At 62.1% G+C, this 19518-nt stretch carries 23 protein-coding genes; 20 read left to right on the forward strand and 3 right to left on the reverse strand.

Annotated elements, in window-relative coordinates; translation table 11 throughout:
- Positions 1–8 precede the first annotated feature (8 nt).
- The 7 genes from BLP82_RS11065 to BLP82_RS11095 all read left to right on the forward strand — a co-directional run bounded on the left by BLP82_RS11065 (position 9) and on the right by BLP82_RS11095 (position 5549).
- On the forward strand, positions 9–1142 hold the full coding sequence (locus BLP82_RS11065) for a protein-glutamate methylesterase/protein-glutamine glutaminase (protein WP_060738633.1): 1134 nt from the start codon (positions 9–11) through the stop codon (positions 1140–1142).
- Positions 1142–1882: a flagellar motor protein gene (locus BLP82_RS11070; RefSeq protein WP_003199135.1), complete on the forward strand. Its 741-nt coding sequence runs from the start codon at positions 1142–1144 to the stop codon at positions 1880–1882. Before BLP82_RS11065 ends, BLP82_RS11070 begins: the two co-directional genes overlap by 1 nt.
- A gap of 15 nt (positions 1883–1897) precedes the next feature.
- On the forward strand, positions 1898–2782 hold the full coding sequence (gene motD, locus BLP82_RS11075; RefSeq protein ID WP_060738632.1) for a flagellar motor protein MotD: 885 nt from the start codon (positions 1898–1900) through the stop codon (positions 2780–2782).
- 49 nt (positions 2783–2831) lie between these two features.
- Positions 2832–3623 carry a ParA family protein gene (locus BLP82_RS11080; RefSeq protein ID WP_060738631.1) on the forward strand — a complete coding sequence of 264 codons (792 nt, stop codon included), beginning with the start codon at positions 2832–2834 and terminating at the stop codon, positions 3621–3623.
- A 96-nt stretch (positions 3624–3719) separates the two neighbouring features.
- Entirely contained in the window at positions 3720–4595 is an 876-nt protein-coding gene (locus tag BLP82_RS11085) for a CheW domain-containing protein (RefSeq protein WP_092167457.1), read from the forward strand.
- 72 nt (positions 4596–4667) lie between these two features.
- Positions 4668–5153, forward strand: coding sequence for a chemotaxis protein CheW (locus BLP82_RS11090; RefSeq protein ID WP_003199144.1), 486 nt, complete (start codon positions 4668–4670; stop codon positions 5151–5153).
- On the forward strand, positions 5154–5549 hold the full coding sequence (locus tag BLP82_RS11095; protein WP_060738629.1) for a DUF2802 domain-containing protein: 396 nt from the start codon (positions 5154–5156) through the stop codon (positions 5547–5549).
- Positions 5550–5796: 247 nt separating this feature from the next.
- Here BLP82_RS11095 and BLP82_RS11100 read toward each other — a convergent pair whose 3' ends face one another.
- A complete protein-coding gene (locus tag BLP82_RS11100) occupies positions 5797–6126 on the reverse strand; it encodes an EscU/YscU/HrcU family type III secretion system export apparatus switch protein (protein WP_060738627.1) in 330 nt (109 codons plus the stop codon).
- Positions 6123–7694 carry a flagellar hook-length control protein FliK gene (locus tag BLP82_RS11105; RefSeq protein WP_092167459.1) on the reverse strand — a complete coding sequence of 524 codons (1572 nt, stop codon included), beginning with the start codon at positions 7692–7694 and terminating at the stop codon, positions 6123–6125. Before BLP82_RS11105 ends, BLP82_RS11100 begins: the two co-directional genes overlap by 4 nt.
- A gap of 199 nt (positions 7695–7893) precedes the next feature.
- On the opposite strand from BLP82_RS11105, the gene ccmA reads away from it, so the two are divergent.
- The 11 genes from ccmA (at position 7894) to BLP82_RS11160 (ending at position 17756) form a co-directional block, all read left to right on the forward strand.
- Positions 7894–8529 (forward strand): cytochrome c biogenesis heme-transporting ATPase CcmA, encoded by a 636-nt coding sequence (gene ccmA / locus BLP82_RS11110; protein WP_092167461.1) that lies wholly within the window; start codon positions 7894–7896, stop codon positions 8527–8529.
- Complete coding sequence (gene ccmB / locus BLP82_RS11115) at positions 8526–9194, forward strand: heme exporter protein CcmB (RefSeq protein ID WP_003183957.1); 669 nt, start codon at positions 8526–8528, stop codon at positions 9192–9194. Before ccmA ends, ccmB begins: the two co-directional genes overlap by 4 nt.
- Positions 9195–9288: 94 nt before the next feature.
- On the forward strand, positions 9289–10044 hold the full coding sequence (locus BLP82_RS11120; RefSeq protein ID WP_092167464.1) for a heme ABC transporter permease: 756 nt from the start codon (positions 9289–9291) through the stop codon (positions 10042–10044).
- The gene (ccmD, locus tag BLP82_RS11125; RefSeq protein WP_003199159.1) at positions 10041–10217 is read left to right on the forward strand and encodes a heme exporter protein CcmD; all 177 of its coding nucleotides are present in this window, start codon (positions 10041–10043) and stop codon (positions 10215–10217) included. Before BLP82_RS11120 ends, ccmD begins: the two co-directional genes overlap by 4 nt.
- Positions 10214–10669: a cytochrome c maturation protein CcmE gene (gene ccmE, locus BLP82_RS11130; RefSeq protein WP_060738623.1), complete on the forward strand. Its 456-nt coding sequence runs from the start codon at positions 10214–10216 to the stop codon at positions 10667–10669. The genes ccmD and ccmE overlap by 4 nt, the downstream gene beginning before the upstream one ends.
- A 3-nt stretch (positions 10670–10672) precedes the next feature.
- Positions 10673–12661, forward strand: a complete 1989-nt coding sequence (locus BLP82_RS11135) for a heme lyase CcmF/NrfE family subunit (RefSeq protein ID WP_092167466.1) — start codon at positions 10673–10675, stop codon at positions 12659–12661.
- Positions 12658–13194 carry a DsbE family thiol:disulfide interchange protein gene (locus BLP82_RS11140; RefSeq protein WP_072408483.1) on the forward strand — a complete coding sequence of 179 codons (537 nt, stop codon included), beginning with the start codon at positions 12658–12660 and terminating at the stop codon, positions 13192–13194. Before BLP82_RS11135 ends, BLP82_RS11140 begins: the two co-directional genes overlap by 4 nt.
- Positions 13191–13664 carry a cytochrome c-type biogenesis protein gene (locus BLP82_RS11145; protein ID WP_092167468.1) on the forward strand — a complete coding sequence of 158 codons (474 nt, stop codon included), beginning with the start codon at positions 13191–13193 and terminating at the stop codon, positions 13662–13664. The genes BLP82_RS11140 and BLP82_RS11145 overlap by 4 nt, the downstream gene beginning before the upstream one ends.
- Positions 13657–14859, forward strand: coding sequence for a c-type cytochrome biogenesis protein CcmI (gene ccmI / locus BLP82_RS11150; RefSeq protein ID WP_092167471.1), 1203 nt, complete (start codon positions 13657–13659; stop codon positions 14857–14859). Before BLP82_RS11145 ends, ccmI begins: the two co-directional genes overlap by 8 nt.
- A 14-nt stretch (positions 14860–14873) precedes the next feature.
- Complete coding sequence (locus tag BLP82_RS11155; RefSeq protein WP_060738618.1) at positions 14874–15281, forward strand: hypothetical protein; 408 nt, start codon at positions 14874–14876, stop codon at positions 15279–15281.
- A 381-nt stretch (positions 15282–15662) separates the two neighbouring features.
- Complete coding sequence (locus BLP82_RS11160) at positions 15663–17756, forward strand: LTA synthase family protein (RefSeq protein ID WP_092167473.1); 2094 nt, start codon at positions 15663–15665, stop codon at positions 17754–17756.
- A 61-nt stretch (positions 17757–17817) separates the two neighbouring features.
- Here BLP82_RS11160 and BLP82_RS11165 read toward each other — a convergent pair whose 3' ends face one another.
- Positions 17818–17970 carry a DUF3309 family protein gene (locus tag BLP82_RS11165; protein WP_003183939.1) on the reverse strand — a complete coding sequence of 51 codons (153 nt, stop codon included), beginning with the start codon at positions 17968–17970 and terminating at the stop codon, positions 17818–17820.
- 230 nt (positions 17971–18200) lie between these two features.
- Between BLP82_RS11165 and BLP82_RS11170 the strand changes: the two genes are divergently transcribed.
- Together BLP82_RS11170 and BLP82_RS11175 are read left to right on the forward strand one after the other, a co-directional pair.
- Complete coding sequence (locus BLP82_RS11170; RefSeq protein WP_092167476.1) at positions 18201–19016, forward strand: SDR family oxidoreductase; 816 nt, start codon at positions 18201–18203, stop codon at positions 19014–19016.
- A gap of 57 nt (positions 19017–19073) precedes the next feature.
- On the forward strand, positions 19074–19406 hold the full coding sequence (locus tag BLP82_RS11175; protein WP_092167605.1) for a YnfA family protein: 333 nt from the start codon (positions 19074–19076) through the stop codon (positions 19404–19406).
- The last annotated feature ends 112 nt before the right edge of the window (positions 19407–19518 follow it).

Consider the following 19518-nt stretch of genomic DNA (forward strand, 5'->3'; position numbering starts at 1 on the left):
GAGTGTTTATGGTAGTTAAAGTCCTGGTGGTGGACGATTCGGGTTTTTTCCGTCGCCGCGTCTCTGAAATTCTTTCGGCGGACACGAGTATTCAGGTTGTCGGTACCGCAACTAATGGCAAAGAGGCGATCGATCAGGCCCTGGCACTCAAGCCGGACGTGATTACCATGGACTACGAGATGCCGATGATGGATGGCATCACGGCCGTGCGGCATATCATGCAGCGCTGCCCGACCCCGGTCTTGATGTTCTCGTCCCTGACTCACGAAGGCGCCCGGGTAACCCTCGATGCGCTGGACGCCGGGGCGGTGGATTTCCTGCCGAAGAATTTCGAAGACATTTCGCGCAACCCCGACAAGGTCCGGCAGTTGCTGTGTGAAAAGGTCCATAGCATTTCCCGTAGCAATCGTCGTGTCGGTGCCTACAGCGCACCGGCGCCAGCCCCGGTTGCGGCGCCAAGCCCCGCGCCAGCGCCGACGGCATCGAGCAGCTTCAATCCAGCCCCGGTACGCAGCGCCCCGGCACCTGCGCCGACGCGTTCGGCACCTGCCAGTGCGACGTCGCCGGCACCCAAACGCAAAGCCTACAAGCTGGTGGCGATCGGTACGTCCACCGGCGGCCCGGTGGCACTGCAACGGGTCCTGACCCAGTTGCCGGCCAACTTCCCGGCGCCCATCGTGCTGATCCAGCACATGCCGGCGGCGTTCACCAAGGCGTTTGCCGAGCGTCTGGACAAGCTGTGCAACATCAACGTCAAGGAAGCCGAGGATGGTGACATCCTGCGTCCGGGCCTTGCATTGTTGGCGCCGGGTGGCAAACAGATGATGATCGACGGCCGCGGCGCGGTGAAAATCCTGCCGGGCGATGAGCGCCTGAACTACAAGCCTTGCGTGGACATTACCTTCGGTTCCGCGGCCAAGTCCTACGGTGACAAAGTTCTGGCGGTGGTGCTCACCGGCATGGGCGCCGACGGTCGTGAAGGCGCACGGCTGCTCAAGCAGGGCGGCAGTGCGATCTGGGCCCAGGACGAAGCCAGTTGCGTGATCTACGGCATGCCGATGGCCATCGTCAAAGCCGATCTTGCCGATGCGGTGTACGGGTTGGACGACATCGGTAGACACTTGGTCGAGGCCTGCCTGTAATGGATGTGCTCAGCCTGATTGGCATCATCATGGCGTTCGTCGCCATCATTGGCGGCAATTACCTGGAAGGCGGTCATCTGGGCGCGCTGGCCAACGGCCCGGCGGCGTTGATCGTGCTCGGTGGCACCATTGGCGCGGCGCTGTTGCAGTCGCCCATGAGCGCTTTCAAGCGGGCCATGCAGGTGCTGATCTGGATTCTGTTCCCGCCCCGCGTCGACCTGGCCGGTGGCATCGACCGCGTGGTGAACTGGAGCCTGACCGCTCGCAAGGAAGGCCTGCTGGGCCTGGAAGGGGTGGCGGACGCCGAACCCGACAGCTACTCACGCAAAGGCCTGCAATTGCTGGTGGACGGCGCCGAGCCGGAAGCCATCCGCAGCATCCTGGAGGTGGATTTCTACACCCAGGAAAGCCGTGACATCGAAGCGGCCAAAGTATTCGAAAGCATGGGCGGCTACGCGCCGACCATCGGCATCATCGGTGCGGTGATGGGCCTGATCCATGTGATGGGCAACCTGGCCGATCCGTCGCAACTGGGCAGCGGCATCGCCGTGGCCTTCGTCGCCACGATCTATGGCGTGGCCAGTGCCAACCTGGTGTTGTTGCCGATCGCGGCCAAACTCAAGTCCATCGCGTTGCGCCAGTCGCGCTATCGCGAAATGCTGCTGGAAGGGATCCTGTCGATCGCCGAAGGTGAAAACCCGCGCTCCATTGAGTTGAAGCTCCAGGGTTTCATGGACTGATGGGAGGCATGGGAAATGGCACGTCGCAGGCATCGTGAAGAACACGTCAACCATGAACGCTGGCTCGTTTCCTACGCCGACTTCATCACGCTGCTGTTCGCTTTTTTCGTGGTCATGTATTCGATTTCGTCGGTCAACGAAGGCAAGTACAAAGTCATTTCCGAGGCGTTGATCGGGGTCTTCACCGATTCCGACCGAGCCCTCAAGCCCATCCCTATCGGCGAGGAGCGGCCCAAGACCACCACCCCGGCCAAACCCTTGGTCAAGGACAGCGAGCAGGTCGATGCCGGTATCGCCGGCAGCAGCGATCCGTTGAAAAGCATCGCCGACGACATCAGCGCGGCGTTCGGTGACCTGATCAGCTCCAACCAGATGACCGTGCGTGGCAACGAGCTGTGGGTCGAGATCGAACTCAATTCCAGCCTGTTGTTCGGCAGCGGCGACGCCATGCCCAGCGACATGGCGTTCAACATCATCGATAAGGTCGCGGCGATCCTCAAGCCCTTCGACAACCCGATCCATGTCGAAGGCTTCACGGACGACCAGCCGATCCGTACCGCGCAATACCCGACCAACTGGGAACTGTCCTCGGCCCGTTCGGCGAGCATCGTGCGCATGCTGGCGATGCAGGGCGTGAACCCCGGTCGCCTGGCCTCGGTGGGCTACGGCGAGTTCCAGCCGGTGGCCAACAACGCCACGGCCGAGGGGCGTGCGCGCAACCGGCGGGTGGTGCTGGTGGTGTCGCGTAACCTCGATGTACGTCGTAGCCTGACCGGTACCGGTACGGCCAACGCAACCCCGGATGCGGCGTTGAAGCGGGCTGGCACACAAACTGCACCGGCTCCGGTCAAGTCACCGGGAAGACAGAGTGCCGTCAATTCTCCGTCACCCGCTTTATAACCGAGCTATTTCTCGGTCGAGCCTGTTTCGGCCGGGAGGAACGATCCGAATGAGAGTCTGGGCAGTCGCCAATCAAAAAGGTGGTGTGGGCAAGACCACATCTTCCATCGCTTTAGCCGGGTTGCTGGCCGAGGCGGGCAAGCGCGTGGTCATCGTCGATCTGGACCCCCATGGCTCGATGACCAGCTATTTCGGCTACGATCCCGACAGCCTGGAGCACAGCAACTTCGACCTGTTCCTGCACAAGGGCGTTGTGCCCGAGGGGTTGCCGGGGCAATTGTTGTTGTCCACCAGCGACGAGCGAATTTCCCTGTTGCCGTCGAGCACCGCCCTGGCCACCCTGGAGCGACAGTCGCCCGGGCAGAGCGGCCTGGGCCTGGTGATCGCCAAGAGTCTGGCGCAGCTGTGGCAGGATTTCGATTACGCGATCATCGACAGCCCGCCGTTGCTGGGGTTGCTGATGGTCAATGCCCTGGCCGCCAGTCAGCAGTTGGTGATCCCCGTGCAGACCGAGCATTTGGCCGTCAAGGGGCTGGAGCGCATGGTCAATACACTGGCGATGGTCAACCGCTCGCGCAAACAGACGCTGGCCTTCAATATCGTGCCGACGCTGTTCGACCGTCGCACCCAGGCGTCCCTGGGGACCTTGCGGGTGTTGCGGGACAAGTACCCGGATGACATCTGGCAGGGTTATATCCCCGTCGACACCCGCCTGCGGGATGCCAGCCGCGCCGGTGTGACCCCTTCGCAATTCGATGGCAAGAGTCGTGGTGTGCTGGCTTACCGAGCGCTGCTCAAGCATCTGCTGGCCCAACAGCTTGTTCCGCAGCAGGTGGCTTAAGGTGACGAGGCTTTCCATTGGCAGTGTGTTCGCTTGCGAACGCTCAAGTCCTGCCGCATTCATGCCGATAACCTCTTCAAGTGGCGCACTGTTCCTATGAACCGCCCAATAAAGACAACCTCGCGTCCGCAAATGGCCCTGCAGTCTTATCTGGATGGGCTGCTGCAGGAAGCGACCGAAGAACTGCCACTGCCGCCAAGCGTGATCGAGGCGTTGCCTGAACACGTCGAAGCCGAGGGTGTGCTGGATGAGTTTCAAGCGGCCGTGCTCGAAGAGCAGGCCCGTGACGCACAGAAGTCAGTGATGGCCGCGGCGGTCGAAGCACCGTTCATCAAGCCTCAACTGACAGTAATGGAGGCACCTGCTCCGATCCTGGCGCCGGTCTCGACCGTTGCCCCGTTGCTGCAGGGGTTGGTGACGCCGGTGGTGGAAGTCCACTTGCCACCGAGCAACCCACCGCCACCGGTGCCGGGCGACGACCGTCCGGCCTGGGCTGCCGAGCCGTTCGAGTGTTTGTTGTTCGATGTGGCCGGGTTGACCCTGGCGGTGCCGCTGGTCTGCCTGGGATCGATTTACTCCCTGGCCGGGCAGGAATTGACGCCGTTGTTCGGCCAGCCGGAATGGTTCCTCGGGATCCTGCCGAGCCAGGCGGGCAATCTGAAGGTACTGGATACGGCGCGCTGGGTGATGCCGGACCGTTATCGCGATGATTTTCGCCAGGGCCTGCAATACGTGATTTCGGTGCAAGGTTACGAGTGGGGATTGGCGGTGCACCAGGTCAGCCGTTCGCTGCGCCTGGACCCGAACGAGATCAAGTGGCGCAGCCATCGAGGGCAACGGCCATGGCTGGCCGGTACGGTGATCGAGCACATGTGCGCCTTGCTGGACGTTGCCGAGCTGGCGGAGTTGATCGCCAGCGGCGGGGCAAAACACCTGGGCGGCAGCAAGAAGCCGGTCCAGAAACCGAAATAAGACAACCGGTGGCGCACAGCGTCGCCGGACAGAATACACGCCGCCACAGGCGGTTTTTCGAGGGGTCAAGGTATGAATGATAAGGCGTCGTCTCAAAAGGGTTCTGAAGATCCGATTCTGCAATGGGTGACCTTCAAGCTCGATAACGAAACCTACGGCATCAACGTGATGCGCGTTCAGGAAGTGCTGCGCTATACCGAGATCGCCCCGGTACCGGGTGCACCCAGCTATGTGCTGGGCATCATCAACCTGCGTGGCAACGTGGTCACCGTGATCGATACCCGTCAGCGCTTTGGCCTGATGAACGCCGAGATCAGCGACAACACCCGGATCGTCATCATCGAAGCCGACAAGCAAGTGGTCGGCATCATGGTCGACAGCGTCGCCGAAGTGGTTTACTTGCGCCAGTCGGAAATCGAGACGGCGCCGAACGTGGGTAACGAAGAATCCGCCAAGTTCATTCAAGGCGTGTGCAACAAGAATAACGAGTTGCTGATTCTGGTTGAACTGGACAAGATGATGAGCGAAGAAGAGTGGTCGGAACTGGAGAGTATCTGATTGATTCTTGAGGTAGCAGTCATTGTCCTGTTCCTTTTCTGGGCAGGTACGCTGGCGATGTTCTTGGCATACATACGTGGCCAGCGGCAGATTGCCGCTCAGCAGGCCCAGGGCGATGCGCTGCGCGACCAGCGCATCAAGGACCTGGCCAAGCGCGTCGACGATTACCAGAACGGCACCGTGCGCATGGGCGAAGCGCTCCATGAGCTGCGTGCCGTGGTTGCGCCGTTGCCGGACAAACTCGCCCAGTTGGAACAGCGTGACCCCTCCAGCCTGTCCTTCGCCCAGGCCGCCCGCCTGGTGGGCATGGGTGCCAGCGTCGACGAACTGACCCAAGCCTGCGGCCTGACCCAAGCCGAGGCGGAGTTGATGAGCAAGCTGCACCGAGGCGGCTGATCGTTTTCTTCACAGACCCCATGTGGGAGCGAGCTTGCTCGCGATAGCGGTGTAACAGTCAACAGAGATGTTGAATGTGAGTCCGCCATCGCGAGCAAGCTCGCTCCCACAGGTTTTTCTGGCGAACCGATTTTTCCAGCCCAGCCCCTGTGGCGAGGGGATTTATCCCCGCTCGGGTGCGCAGCAGCCGCCTAAAAAAATTGGGGTCGCTGCGCAACCCAACGGGGATAAATCCCCTCGCCACAGATCAGTAGTCGTCGCCGCGGTCGGTCACATCCTTTTCGACACTCGGTGCATTCGGGTCATGGCCTTGGGGGAACTTGCCCTTGAGGTTCCAGGCGAACGCGATGATCTCGGCAATCGTGCGGTACAGCTCTTCCGGGATGCTGTCCCCCAATTCCATCCTTGCCAGCAGCTTCACCAGCTCGGCATTTTCATAGATCGGTACTTCACTGTCCCGGGCGATGCGCAGGATTTCCTCGGCCAGGGCTTCGTCGCCCTTGGCGGTGAGGGTCGGGGCGTGGTGGCCGTCGTATTTAAGGGCGATGGCCTGGCGGGGTTCGGTGTGGGTTGTCATGCGGTTTCGTCCACCCAGCGTTGTTCCAGGCGAGTCTTGGGGCCTTGGGGCGGAGTGCCAAGGTGGCAGTCCAGGTCGCCGACGTTCAGGCCACAGGTCACCAGGCGCTCACGCAGTGCTGTCAGGTTGCTTTCGATCAGGCTCGCGGTGTACGGCCGTTCGGCCCACAATTGGCTGGACAGGCTGCCGCTGAGCAACTGGGCTTGAATCTGCAGCGGGCCGAGCGGTTCCATGTCGAATGCCAGTTCGACCCGCCAGAGCTGCTGTTTCGGCTCGCGTTCTTCCCGGCGTTCGTCTGGCTGTTCCCGGGGCGGGGTTTCCTCGCGCTGGAACTTGACCTGCAACGGCACGATGTCCTGCAGGTTGCGCATCGGGATCTCCAATTGCCAGGTGCTCATCAAGCGACCGTCGTCGGTCAGGCCGGTTTGTTCCAGACTCGACAACTGATGGCTTTGCAGGCGCGACACGGCAGCGGCGGCCAGACGCAGCAGGTGCTCCAGATCGCCGTCTTCGTCCTGGTCTTTCAACTGGCGCGAGGGCAGCGGAAAACTGGTGGGTTGAGGCTTGGCGCTGACCTGGCCGAGCATCCCCAGGGCGCTGCGCACGAAACTCGGCAGGACCTGAGCCAGCGTATTGGCGGCAATGATGGCGCTGAGGTTGGTGGAGGCGGGCAGGGCCGGTGTCAGTTGGGCAATCAGTTTCAGCAGGTCGCCTTTCATGTCCGGCGCCAGGCTGGGCGGCTGGCCGGCGAGCAGTTTGCTTTCCAGGAACACCCCGCTGGCGACCATGGCCTGGGCCAAGCCCTTGGGCGTACTCAGTTGCTGGACATCCGGCAGCCCAGCCAGCAAGCGAGTCACCGCGGCGCGCAACTCGGTGCCGGTGTCGTCGGTGAGCGGCAGGTTTTGCAGGGCAGTGACCAGGCTGTCCAGCGAGCCCTGGCGGCTCACTTGGGTGAGCAATTGCTGGCTCACCGCCAGTTGCTCCTGGCGGTTGCTCAGAGGAACGAATTTCAGCGTCTGGGCATCTTGCACCTGGGCGCTCAAGAGTGTGCCGATGCGCAGTGGTCGGGGGCTGTCGATGTCCAGGGTACTGCCGGCCTGGGCGGTGTTGAGCAGGCTCACCAATGACCGATAGACCACCGGCTGCCCGGGCAATGACGGCAATGCCTGGCTGGTCAGCACCTTGCCTTGCAGCAGCGTGCCGACCGGCATCTGCGCCGTGTCGATGCGCGTCAAGGTGGCGACGCTGGAGGCAACGGCCTGTTGCACGGCAATCGTCAGGTTGCTGGGGGACGGTTGGGTCACGGCCAGGCTGGTGCCCTGGGGTAATGGCTGGGTGCTGGTGGCTTGCACGGTGGTCTGGCGGCCGCTCTCCAGGGTGACCTTGAGCAACAGCTGGAAAGTCTGGTCGGCCTGCTTGAGCGACAGCACTTCGGCCTGGGCGGTCTGGCCGGGGCCGATCAGCCCTTCGGCCGGTGCCAGCAATTTGAGCAGCTCGCCCGTCACCGCTGGCATACGCGTCGTTGCCGTGGCCTGGGGCAGCGGCAGGATGTTGATGTCGCCTGTCATCTGCGGTCTTACCCTGGGGAAAATAAGCCCTCTTGAGAGTAGGGCATCACATGTATAATGCCGCCCGTCTTTCAGGGAGTGGCGAAAACCTTGCAATTGTTTGACGCAGCTCTGTGGAACAGGCCGTCAAAGCATCTATGCTGCACCTCTTTAACGGCCGCTGCACCGCCGACTTGAACCGTATAAGGCCCGCGATCCCTTGACCAGTCCTCTCCTGCAAACCGTTGGCCTCGCCTGTGAGCGAGACTTGCGGCTGCTTTTCGAAAATCTCGAATTGAGACTCTCGCCGGGCGATATGGTGCAGATCAGTGGCCCCAACGGTAGCGGCAAGACCAGCCTGTTGCGCCTGCTCGCCGGATTGATGCAGCCCACCGCGGGCCAAGTGTTGCTCAATGGCCTGCCCTTGCACAGCCAGCGCAGCGAGCTGGCCCGTAACCTGCTCTGGATCGGCCATGCCGCCGGCATCAAGGACTTGCTGACCCCCGAAGAAAACCTCAGTTGGCTCTGCGCTCTGCACACGCCGGCCGGCCGCGAGGCGATCTGGCAGGCGTTGGCGGCGGTCGGGCTGCGCGGCTTCGAGGATGTGCCGAGCCACACCCTGTCCGCCGGCCAGCAGCGCCGGGTGGCCCTGGCCCGGTTGTACCTGGACGGTCCGCCGCTGTGGATTCTCGACGAGCCGTTCACCGCCCTGGACAAGCAGGGCGTCGCGCAGCTCGAGGAACACCTGGCCCGGCATTGCGAAAACGGTGGCATGGTGCTCTTGACCACCCACCACACGCTGGCGCGGATGCCGTCCGGCTATCGCAACATCGATCTGGGGAACTGGGCCGTATGAGTGTGTTTGGCCTGTTACTGGCCCGCGAGGCGCGCCTGCTTTTTCGTCGTCCGGCCGAATTGGCCAATCCGTTGGTGTTCTTCGCGATCGTCATCGCGCTGTTCCCGCTGGCGGTCGGTCCGGAGACTCAATTGTTGCAAACCTTGTCTCCGGGACTGGTCTGGGTGGCCGCGCTTTTATCGGTCCTGCTCTCGCTGGACGGGCTTTTCCGCAGTGATTTCGAAGACGGTTCCCTGGAACAGTGGGTCCTTTCGTCGCACCCCCTGGCCCTTCTGGTTTTGGCCAAGGTACTGGCACACTGGGTTTTTTCCGGGCTGGCGCTGGTGCTGCTGTCGCCGCTGTTGGCGATGATGCTGGGTTTGCCTGCCGCGTGCATGCCGGTGTTGCTGGTGTCGCTGCTGCTGGGCACGCCGGTGTTGAGCCTGCTCGGTGCGGTAGGCGCGGCGTTGACGGTGGGGTTGAAGCGCGGTGGCCTGTTGCTGGCGCTGCTGATCCTGCCCTTGTATATCCCGGTGTTGATCCTGGGCAGTGGTGCCTTGCAGGCGGCGTTGCAAGGCATGCCGGCAACCGGTTATCTCCTGTGGCTTGGCAGCCTGACCGCCCTGGCGATAACCCTGACACCCTTTGCAATAGCCGCTGGCCTGAAGATCAGCGTCGGCGAATAATAATGAGGCCTGGTCAATAATTGACCACTTCTGCGGAAGTTAAGGCAGACCTGGCAGCTCGTGATGACGAGCCGCAACCGTGATGGAAACAGCAATGAACTGGACCTGGTTTCATAAGCTCGGCTCACCCAAGTGGTTCTACGGCATCAGCGGCAAGATGCTGCCCTGGTTGAGCCTCTTCGCTCTGCTGCTGATCGGCTCCGGCGTCGTCTGGGGCCTGGCCTTCGCCCCACCGGATTACCAGCAGGGCAACAGCTTCCGCATCATCTACATCCACGTTCCCACCGCGATGCTGGCCCAGTCCATCTACGTGATGCTGGCCGTGTGTGGTGTGGTCGGGCTGGTGTGGAAGATGAAGCTGGCCGACGTGGCCCTGCAATGCGCCGCGCCCATCGGCGCCTGGATGACCGCCGTGGCGCTGGTCACCGGGGCCATCTGGGGCAAGCCGACCTGGGGATCGTGGTGGGTCTGGGATGCACGACTGACGTCGATGCTGATCCTGCTGTTCCTGTACTTCGGTCTTATTGCGCTGGGCAACGCCATCAGCAATCGTGACAGTGCCGCCAAGGCCTGCGCGGTGCTGGCGATTGTCGGCGTGATCAACATCCCGATCATCAAGTACTCGGTGGAGTGGTGGAACACCCTGCACCAGGGCGCGACGTTCACCCTCACCGAAAAGCCGGCGATGCCCGTGGAAATGTGGCTGCCGCTGTTGCTCACCGTATTGGGCTTCTACTGTTTCTTCGGCGCGGTGCTGTTGCTGCGCATGCGCCTGGAAGTGCTCAAGCGCGAATCCCGGGCCAGTTGGGTGAAGGCCGAAGTACAGAACAGCCTGGAGGCCGCTCGATGAGTTTCGCTTCATTCGGCGATTTCCTCGCCATGGGTCATCATGGCCTGTATGTCTGGTCAGCCTATGGCATTTGCCTGGTGGTGCTGGCCCTCAACGTGGCGGTGCCGATCCTGGCCCGCAAGCGGTATCTGCAACAAGAGGCGCGTCGTCTGCGCCGGGAGAACGGTCAGTGAATCCGCTGCGCAAAAAACGTCTTGTCATCATTCTGGCGATCCTGGTGGGTGTCGGTGCCGCGGTCGGCCTGGCCCTGAGCGCCTTGCAGCAGAACATCAACCTGTTCTACACCCCGACCCAGATCGCCAGTGGCGAAGCGCCCAAGGACACCCGCATCCGCGCTGGCGGCATGGTGGAAAAAGGCTCGCTGGTGCGCTCCGGGGATTCACTGGACGTGAAATTCAATGTCACCGACTTCAACAAGACCGTGACCATCACCTATCGCGGCATCCTCCCGGACCTGTTCCGCGAAGGGCAGGGCATCGTCGCCCTGGGCAAGCTCAACGCCGATGGCGTGGTGGTGGCCGACGAAGTGCTGGCCAAGCACGATGAAAAATACATGCCGCCGGAAGTGACCAAGGCCCTGAAAGACAGCGGCCAGTCGGCGCCCGCTCCCGTGAAGGAGGGCTGATCGATGACTACTGGCATCTTCATTCCCGAGTTGGGCCACCTAGCGATGATCCTCGCCCTGTGCTTCTCCCTGGTACAGGCCGTGGTGCCCTTGCTCGGTGCCTGGCGCGGCGACCGCTTGTGGATGAGCCTGGCCCAGCCTGCGGCGTGGGGGCAGTTCGCCTTCATGCTGTTCGCCTTCGGTTGCCTGACCTATGCGTTCATGGCCGACGACTTTTCCGTGGAGTACGTTGCCAGCAACTCCAACAGCGCCTTGCCCTGGTACTACAAGTTCAGCGCCGTGTGGGGCGCCCACGAAGGTTCGCTGTTGCTTTGGGCGTTGATCCTCGCCGGCTGGACTTTCGCGGTCTCGGTGTTTTCCCGGCAGTTGCCCCAGGTGATGCTGGCTCGTGTGCTGGCGGTGATGGGCATGATCAGCACCGGTTTCCTGTTGTTCCTGATCGTCACGTCCAACCCGTTCAAGCGCATCCTGCCGCAGATGCCGATGGACGGCCGCGACCTCAATCCATTGTTGCAGGACATCGGCCTGATCGTTCACCCACCGATGCTCTACATGGGCTATGTCGGTTTTTCCGTGGCCTTCTCCTTCGCCATCGCTGCGTTGCTCGGTGGTCGCCTCGATGCCGCGTGGGCACGTTGGTCCCGCCCGTGGACCATCGTCGCCTGGGCCTTCCTCGGTATCGGCATCACCCTCGGTTCGTGGTGGGCCTACTACGAACTCGGTTGGGGCGGCTGGTGGTTCTGGGACCCGGTGGAAAACGCCTCGTTCATGCCCTGGTTGGTGGGCACGGCGCTGATTCACTCCCTGGCTGTCACGGAAAAGCGCGGTGTGTTCAAGAGCTGGACCGTGCTGCTGGCCATCGCGGCCTTCTCCCTGAGCCTGCTGGGAACGTTCCTGGTGCGTTCCGGCGTGCTGACGTCGGTGCATGCCTTCGCCTCGGACCCTGAGCGTGGCGTGTTCATCCTGATGTTCCTGCTGTTCGTCGTCGGCGGTTCGCTGACGTTGTTCGCCCTGCGTGCGCCGGTGGTCAAGAGCCAGGTCGGCTTCAACCTCTGGTCACGGGAAACCCTGTTGCTGGGCAACAACCTGGTGCTGGTGGTGGCCGCGTCGATGATCCTGCTGGGGACGCTGTACCCGCTGGTGCTCGATGCGCTGTCCGGCGCCAAGCTGTCGGTCGGCCCGCCGTATTTCAATGCGTTGTTCATCCCGCTGATGGCGATCCTGATGGTGGTGATGGCCATCGGTGTGCTGGTGCGCTGGAAGGACACACCGGTCAAATGGCTGCTGGGCATGTTGACCCCAGTGCTGCTGGGCACGGCCGCCCTGGCCGTGGTGGCTGGCGTGGCCTATGGCGACTTCAACTGGGCGGTGCTGGCGACGTTCGTGCTGGCGGCGTGGGTGTTGCTGGCCGGTGTCCGGGATATCTTCGACAAGACCCGCCACAGAGGCCTGATCAAAGGCCTGCCAACCCTGACCCGCAGTTACTGGGGCATGCAGATCGCTCACCTGGGTATCGCCGTCTGCGCCCTGGGTGTGGTGCTGTCCAGCCAGAACAGCGCCGAGCGCGACCTGCGCCTGGCGCCGGGCGAGTCCATGGACCTGGGCGGTTATCAGTTCGTGTTCGAGGGGGCCAAGCATTTCGAGGGGCCGAACTTCACGTCCGACAAAGGCACCGTGCGGGTCATTCGCAATGGTCAGGAAATCACCGTGCTGCATCCGGAAAAACGCCTCTACACCGTGCAGAACTCGGTCATGACCGAGGCTGGAATCGATGCCGGTTTCACCCGCGACCTCTACGTGGCCCTGGGCGAATCCCTGGGCGACGGTGCATGGGCGGTGCGGGTCCACGTCAAGCCGTTCGTGCGCTGGATCTGGTTCGGTGGCTTGCTCACGGGCCTGGGTGGCGTGCTGGCCGCGCTGGATCGGCGTTATCGAGTCAAGGTGAAAACCCGGGTGCGTGAAGCCCTGGGCGTGACGGGAGCCACTGCATGAAACGTTGGTTGATGGTGTTGCCGCTGGCGCTGTTCCTGTTGATGGCGGTGTTTTTGTACCGGGGGTTGTACCTGAACCCGAGCGAATTGCCCTCGGCGATGATCGGCAAGCCGTTCCCGGAGTTTTCCCTGCCCTCGGTGCAGGGTGACAAGACCCTGACCCGTGCCGACCTGCTGGGCAAGCCGGCGCTGGTCAACGTGTGGGGCACCTGGTGCATTTCCTGCCGGGTCGAACACCCGGTGCTGAACAAGCTGGCCCAGAACGGCGTGGTGATCTACGGCGTCAACTACAAGGACGTCAATGCCGACGCCTTGAAGTGGCTGGCCGAATTCCACAACCCGTATCAATTGGACATTCGTGATGAGGACGGCTCCCTTGGCCTGAACCTGGGTGTCTATGGCGCACCGGAAACCTTCTTCATCGATGCCAAGGGCGTGATCCGCGACAAGTTCGTCGGGGTGATCGACGAACAGGTCTGGCGCGAGAAACTGGCCGCCAAGTACCAGGCCCTGGTGGACGAGGCCAAGCCATGAAGCGCTGGTTAACCGCCGCCATCCTCGGCTTGAGCCTGGTCGGTGTGGCCCAGGCCGCTATCGACACCTACGAATTCGCCAACGATGGCGAGCGCGAGCGGTTTCGCGAACTGACCAAGGAACTGCGCTGCCCCAAGTGCCAGAACCAGGACATCGCCGACTCCAACGCCCCGATTGCCGCCGACCTGCGCAAGGAAATCTTTCGCATGCTCGGCGAGGGCAAGGACAACCAGCAGATCATCGACTTCATGGTCGATCGCTACGGTGAGTTCGTGCGCTACAACCCCGCCCTGTCCTCCAAGACCGCGCTGCTCTGGTTCGGCCCCGCCGGGCTGTTGCTCGGCGGCTTCGCGATCATCGTGGTGATCGTGCGTCGGCGTCGGGTCCAGCGCACGGCCGCCCCGGACACGCTTTCTGTCGAAGAGCGCCAGCGCCTCGACCAACTGTTGGATAAAACCAAGCATGATTGATTTCTGGCTCGCCGCAGGTCTGCTTCTCCTGATTGCCCTGAGTTTTCTGTTGATCCCTGTGCTGCGCGGTCGCCGCGCCCAACTGGAGGAGGACCGGACCGCGCTCAACGTGGCGCTGTATCAGGAGCGCGTCGCCGAATTGCAGGCCGAACGGGAGGAGGGCGTGCTCAACGCCGCGCAACTGGACACCGGTCGCGCCGAGGCGGCTCGTGAGCTGCTCGCCGACACCGAGGGCGCCGATGCCCCGCGCGAATCCCGATTGGGCAAGCCATTGCCGTTGCTCGCCGCCGTGTTGGTGCCGGTGTTGGGCCTGGCGCTGTACCTGCATTTCGGTGCCAGTGACAAGGTCGAGTTGACCCGCGAGTTCGCCCAGGCGCCGCAGTCGATGGAAGAGATGACCCTGCGCCTGGAACGCGCGGTGGCGGCGCAGCCGGATAATGCCGAGGGCCTTTATTTCCTCGGGCGTACCTACATGGCTCAGGATCGTCCGGCGGACGCGGCGAAGATCTTCGAGCGCACCGTGGCCGTCGCTGGCCGTCAACCGGAACTGTTGGGCCAGTGGGCCCAGGCGCAGTACTTCGCCGATGGCAAGAAATGGTCGGATAAAGTCCAGGCCTTGACCGACGAAGCGCTCAAGCTCGATCCGAAGGAAGTCACCAGCCTCGGCTTGTTGGGCATCGCCGCGTTTGAAGGCGAGCGTTATCAGGATGCGATCGACTACTGGGGGCGTCTGCTCGCGCAACTGCCGGAAGGCGACAAATCCCGAGAGGCGCTGCAGGGCGGCATTGCCCGTGCCACCGAGAAGCTGCAAGCCAGCGGTGGCAAAGTCGCCCAGGCTCCGGTGGCCAAGACCGGGGCATTGCTCAAGGTCCGCGTCGATCTGGCACCGGCACTCAAGGCCAAGGTGCAACCGGGCGACAGCGTGTTCATCTTCGCCCGTGCCGTTTCCGGCCCACCGGCGCCGCTGGCCGCCAAACGCCTGACGGTGGCCGATCTGCCGGTCACGGTGGAACTGAGCGACGCGGACGCCATGATGCCGCAGTTGAAACTGTCGAACTTTCCCGAAGTCCAACTGATGGCGCGCATTTCCCGGGCCGGTCAGCCGACCGCGGGTGAGTGGATCGGCCGCAGCCAGCCCCTGGCGAGCAGCACCACGGCGCAACAACAATTGACCATCGACAGCCCGGACAAATAACAGGAATTCGCACCATGACCGCCATCGCTCGTATCACCCTGCTCACGCTCGTCATGGGCCTGAGCGCTTGTGCGGTCCAGCGTCCGTCGGAGCCCTCGGCGCCGCTGCCACCGATTCCACCGTCGACCCCAACCACCAAACCGGCCCCGTCCACGCCTCCAGGCAAGCCGGCCATCCCGAACAAACCGGCCAAGCCGCTGCCGCGCACTTCCGCCAGCTTCGCCCCGCCACCGGGTGGCAACAGCCATTGGGACGCCAAGCTGGGGGTCTATGTGCTGGACAACCAGACCAATACGTTCTATCGCCAACGTACCTATTACCGCTGGAACAATGGTTGGAGCCGTTCCGTCAGCCCGAATGGCCCATGGGAGGACACCACCATCGAAGGCGTGCCGGCGGGCCTTGGACGGCAATTTCACTAAACATGAGGTCCCTGTGGCGAGGGGATTTATCCCCGCTGGGCTGCGAAGCAGTCCTGAAACCTGATGACTCGGTATGTCAGGCAGATTGAGTCCACAGTGATGGGGTCGCTTCGCGACCCACGGGGATAAATCCCCTCGCCACAGCTTCCCGGGGCAGGCCGGGATTTTTGTGTTTCTGGATATTCTTTGAACGAAATTTTCACTCAATCTTGCGGACAATCCCCCGCGCTCATATCGCCGTCGGTTATTTAATGGCAATGCCATAGCCGTTCGTGCAACATTTGCGCACTCGCGCAAGCCCCGGGGCCAGGCTTTGGCCAACAGAGGGCGCGCCGTTGTTTCTCTTTTGTCACTCCAATACCAATAGGGTCCTTAAACGACATGGCAATCCCGGACGCCCTGAGTCAGCAGCGCACCACGCATCGCCTGCTGCAACCGACCGTCAAATCGCACCTGGCCTACACGTTGCTTTGCGCCCTGGTGATGATGGTTATGTTAAGCCTGCTGCGCGTGGCGCTGCTGGTCTATAACCGCGAGATGATTCTCGACACCCCGGCCTCGACCTTCGTTGAAGCGTTCCTCAACGGCCTGCGCTTCGACTTGCGCCTGGTGATCTACCTCTGCATCCCGTTGCTGCTGGCGTTGTTCAGCGCAAGGGCCATGGCTGCCCGTGGTTTTTTTCGTTTCTGGCTGACCGTCACCTCCAGCATCGCGCTGTTCCTCGGCTTGATGGAGATGGACTTCTACCGTGAATTCCACCAGCGCCTCAACGGCCTGGTCTTCCAATATGTGAAGGAAGACCCGAAAACCGTGATGAGCATGCTCTGGTACGGTTTCCCGGTGGTGCGCTACCTGCTGGCCTGGGTCGGCGGCACCCTCATCCTCGCCCTGGCGTTCAAGGGCGCCGACCGCGCCACCCGTCCCCGTGGGCCGTTCAGTGGCGGTACTATCGGCACCCGGCAGATCGCCCCGTGGTATGGGCGTGTCGCGGTGTTCATGGTTTGCCTGCTGGTGGCCGTGGCCGCTGCGCGCGGCACCCTGCGCCAAGGTCCGCCGCTGCGTTGGGGTGATGTCTACACCACCGATTCGAACTTCGCCAACCAGTTGGGACTCAATGGTACGTTGTCGCTGGTGGCGGCGGCCAAGAGCCGGATGTCCGAAGACCGTGACAACATCTGGAAAGCCACCCTTGAGCAGCCGCTAGCACAGCAGACCGTGCGTGACATGCTGGTGATGCCTGACGACAAACTCGTGGACACCGAGACCGCCGCCGTGCGCCGCGACTACACGCCGCCGGCGGACAAGACCCTGCCGATCAAGAACGTGGTCGTGATCCTCATGGAAAGCATGGCCGGTCACTCGGTGGGCGCCCTGGGCGCGCCGGGCAACATCACGCCCTACATGGACAAACTGTCCAAGGAAGGCCTGCTGTTCGACCGTTTCTTCTCCAACGGCACCCACACCCACCAGGGTATGTTCGCCACCATGGCGTGCTTCCCGAACCTGCCGGGTTTCGAATACCTGATGCAGACGCCGGAGGGCAGCCACAAGCTGTCAGGCTTGCCGCAACTGCTCAGCGCCCGTGACTACGACGACGTGTATGTCTACAACGGCGATTTCGCCTGGGACAACCAGTCGGGGTTCTTCAGCAGCCAGGGCATGACCAACTTCATCGGGCGTAACGATTTTGTGAACCCGGTGTTTTCCGACCCCACCTGGGGCGTGTCCGACCAAGACATGTTCGACCGTGGCCTGATCGAGCTCAAGGCGCGGGAAAATGGCAAGCCGTTCTATGCCTTGCTGCAAACCCTGTCCAACCACACGCCTTATGCGTTGCCGACACCGTTGCCGGTCGAGCCGGTCACCGACCGTGGCAGCCTGAACGAACACTTGACGGCCATGCGCTACGCCGACTGGGCGCTGGGCCAGTTCTTCGAGAAAGCCCGCAAGGAGCCTTACTTCAAGGAAACCCTGTTCGTGGTGGTGGGTGACCATGGCTTTGGCAACGAACGCCAGATCACCGAAATGGACCTGGGCCGTTTCAACGTGCCGATGCTGTTGATCGGTCCGGGCGTCCAGGAAAAATTCGGCCAGCGCAGCCATACCGTGGGGACCCAGGTCGACATCGTGCCGACCATCATGGGCCGGCTCGGTGGGCAGGTACGGAACCAGTGCTGGGGCCGTGACCTGTTGAACCTGCCGGAAGGCGACACCGGTTTTGGCGTGATCAAGCCGTCGGGCAGTGAACAGACGACGGCGATCATTCGCGATGACAAGATCCTGGTCCTGCCGAAGGAAAAGGAAATGCCGCCGAAGATGTACCGCTATGAACTGGGCGCCAACCCTCATGCGCAAGTGATCCCGGATGCACCGGACACGGCCGAGATGAAACTCAAGCTCGAGTCGTTCCTGCAAACCGCGACCAAGAGCCTGCTGGATAACACCGCCGGCGTCGTGGACGGCAAGCCGGACTGATAAACGGCGAGCATAAAAAAGAGGCCTGCGAAGGCCTCTTTTTTTGCGCTTACTTAGTGGTTTATATCTTGCCCAGTAATAGCAGGACCAACAGCACCACCAACACTACACCAATGATACCGGACGGACCGTAACCCCAACTTCTGGAGTGCGGGAAGACCGGAAGACCACCGATCAGCAGGAGGATCAGGATGATGATAAGTATTGTGCCCATTTGTAGATTTCCTTATTGGTCAGTTTTGGAGTGTTGTAACTTCCAACTACCAGCACGCATGCGTTAAATCCGGGCGGCTTAATAAGTCCGACCGTAACGTCTGGTAAAAAATTCAAAGTTTTTGTAGCGGCTACGGTTTGCCCTCGCCATTCAGCAATTTGATGGAGCGTGGGTCCGGCAGGCGCCTTCGCTACACTCGGCCTATCTCTCCCGGAACAAGGCTGTTTGCTATGCAAAATCGCATGATGATCACTGGCGCCGGCTCCGGCCTGGGTCGCGAAATCGCGCTGCGTTGGGCCCGCGAAGGCTGGCACCTGGCCTTATCGGATGTCAGCGAACCAGGCCTTGTGGAAACCCTCAGACTCGTGCGCGCGGCGGGTGGCGACGGCTTCACCCAGCGCTGCGATGTGCGCGACTACAGCCAATTGACTGCGTTCGCCCAGGCTTGCGAAGAGAAGCTCGGCGGCATCGATATCATCGTCAACAATGCCGGCGTCGCTTCGGGCGGGTTCTTCAGCGAACTCTCCCTGGAGGATTGGGACTGGCAGATCGCGATCAACCTGATGGGCGTGGTCAAGGGCTGCAAGGCGTTCCTGCCGCTGCTGGAAAAAAGCCGCGGCAAGATCATCAACATTGCTTCCATGGCCGCCCTGATGCAGGGGCCAGCCATGAGCAACTACAACGTGGCCAAGGCCGGTGTGGTGGCGTTGTCGGAAAGCCTGCTGGTGGAGCTGGCACAGCAGGAAGTCGGCGTACACGTGGTGTGTCCGTCGTTCTTCCAGACCAATCTGCTGGACTCCTTCCGCGGTCCGACCCCGGCCATGAAGGCCCAGGTTGGCAAATTGCTGGAAAGCTCGCCGATCAGCGCCGCCGACATCGCCGACTACATCTACCAGCAAGTCGCCCAGGGCCAGTTCATGATCCTGCCCCATGAACAGGGGCGCATGGCGTGGGCCCTCAAGCAGAAGAATCCACAATTGCTGTACGACGAAATGACCGTCATGGCCGACAAGATGCGCGCCAAGGCCCGGCAGAACCTGAATTGACCTGGCTGCCCGATGTCCTCAGGATGGCGCCATTCGGCCTTCCTGATGGACATCTGCATGCTCAACTACTTGTGGTTTTTTCTCGCCGCGCTGTTTGAAATCGCCGGTTGCTACGCCTTCTGGATGTGGCTGCGCCAGGGCCAGAGCGCCTGGTGGATCGCCCCGGCGCTGCTCAGCCTGACCTTGTTCGCCCTGTTGTTGACTCGCATCGAAGCGACATACGCCGGGCGTGCCTACGCCGCCTATGGCGGCATCTATATCATTGCCTCGATTGGCTGGCTGGCCGTGGTGGAGCGGGTCCGGCCACTGGGTTCCGACTGGATTGGCGTGGCGCTCTGCGTGTTGGGGGCGAGCGTGATTCTATTCGGCCCGCGGTTCTCGGCGTCCTGAAATAACCTACGGTCCGGCAGGGTTTTGCAGGAAGTTTCCTTCAGTCACAAGAACTTTGCTTGTAGGGGCTTACTGAATTCTCGCCGGTGTCTTGAGAACGGAAAGCAGGCCG

The organism is Pseudomonas sp. NFACC37-1 (assembly GCF_900101575.1).
Lineage (GTDB): Bacteria > Pseudomonadota > Gammaproteobacteria > Pseudomonadales > Pseudomonadaceae > Aquipseudomonas > Aquipseudomonas fluorescens_AA.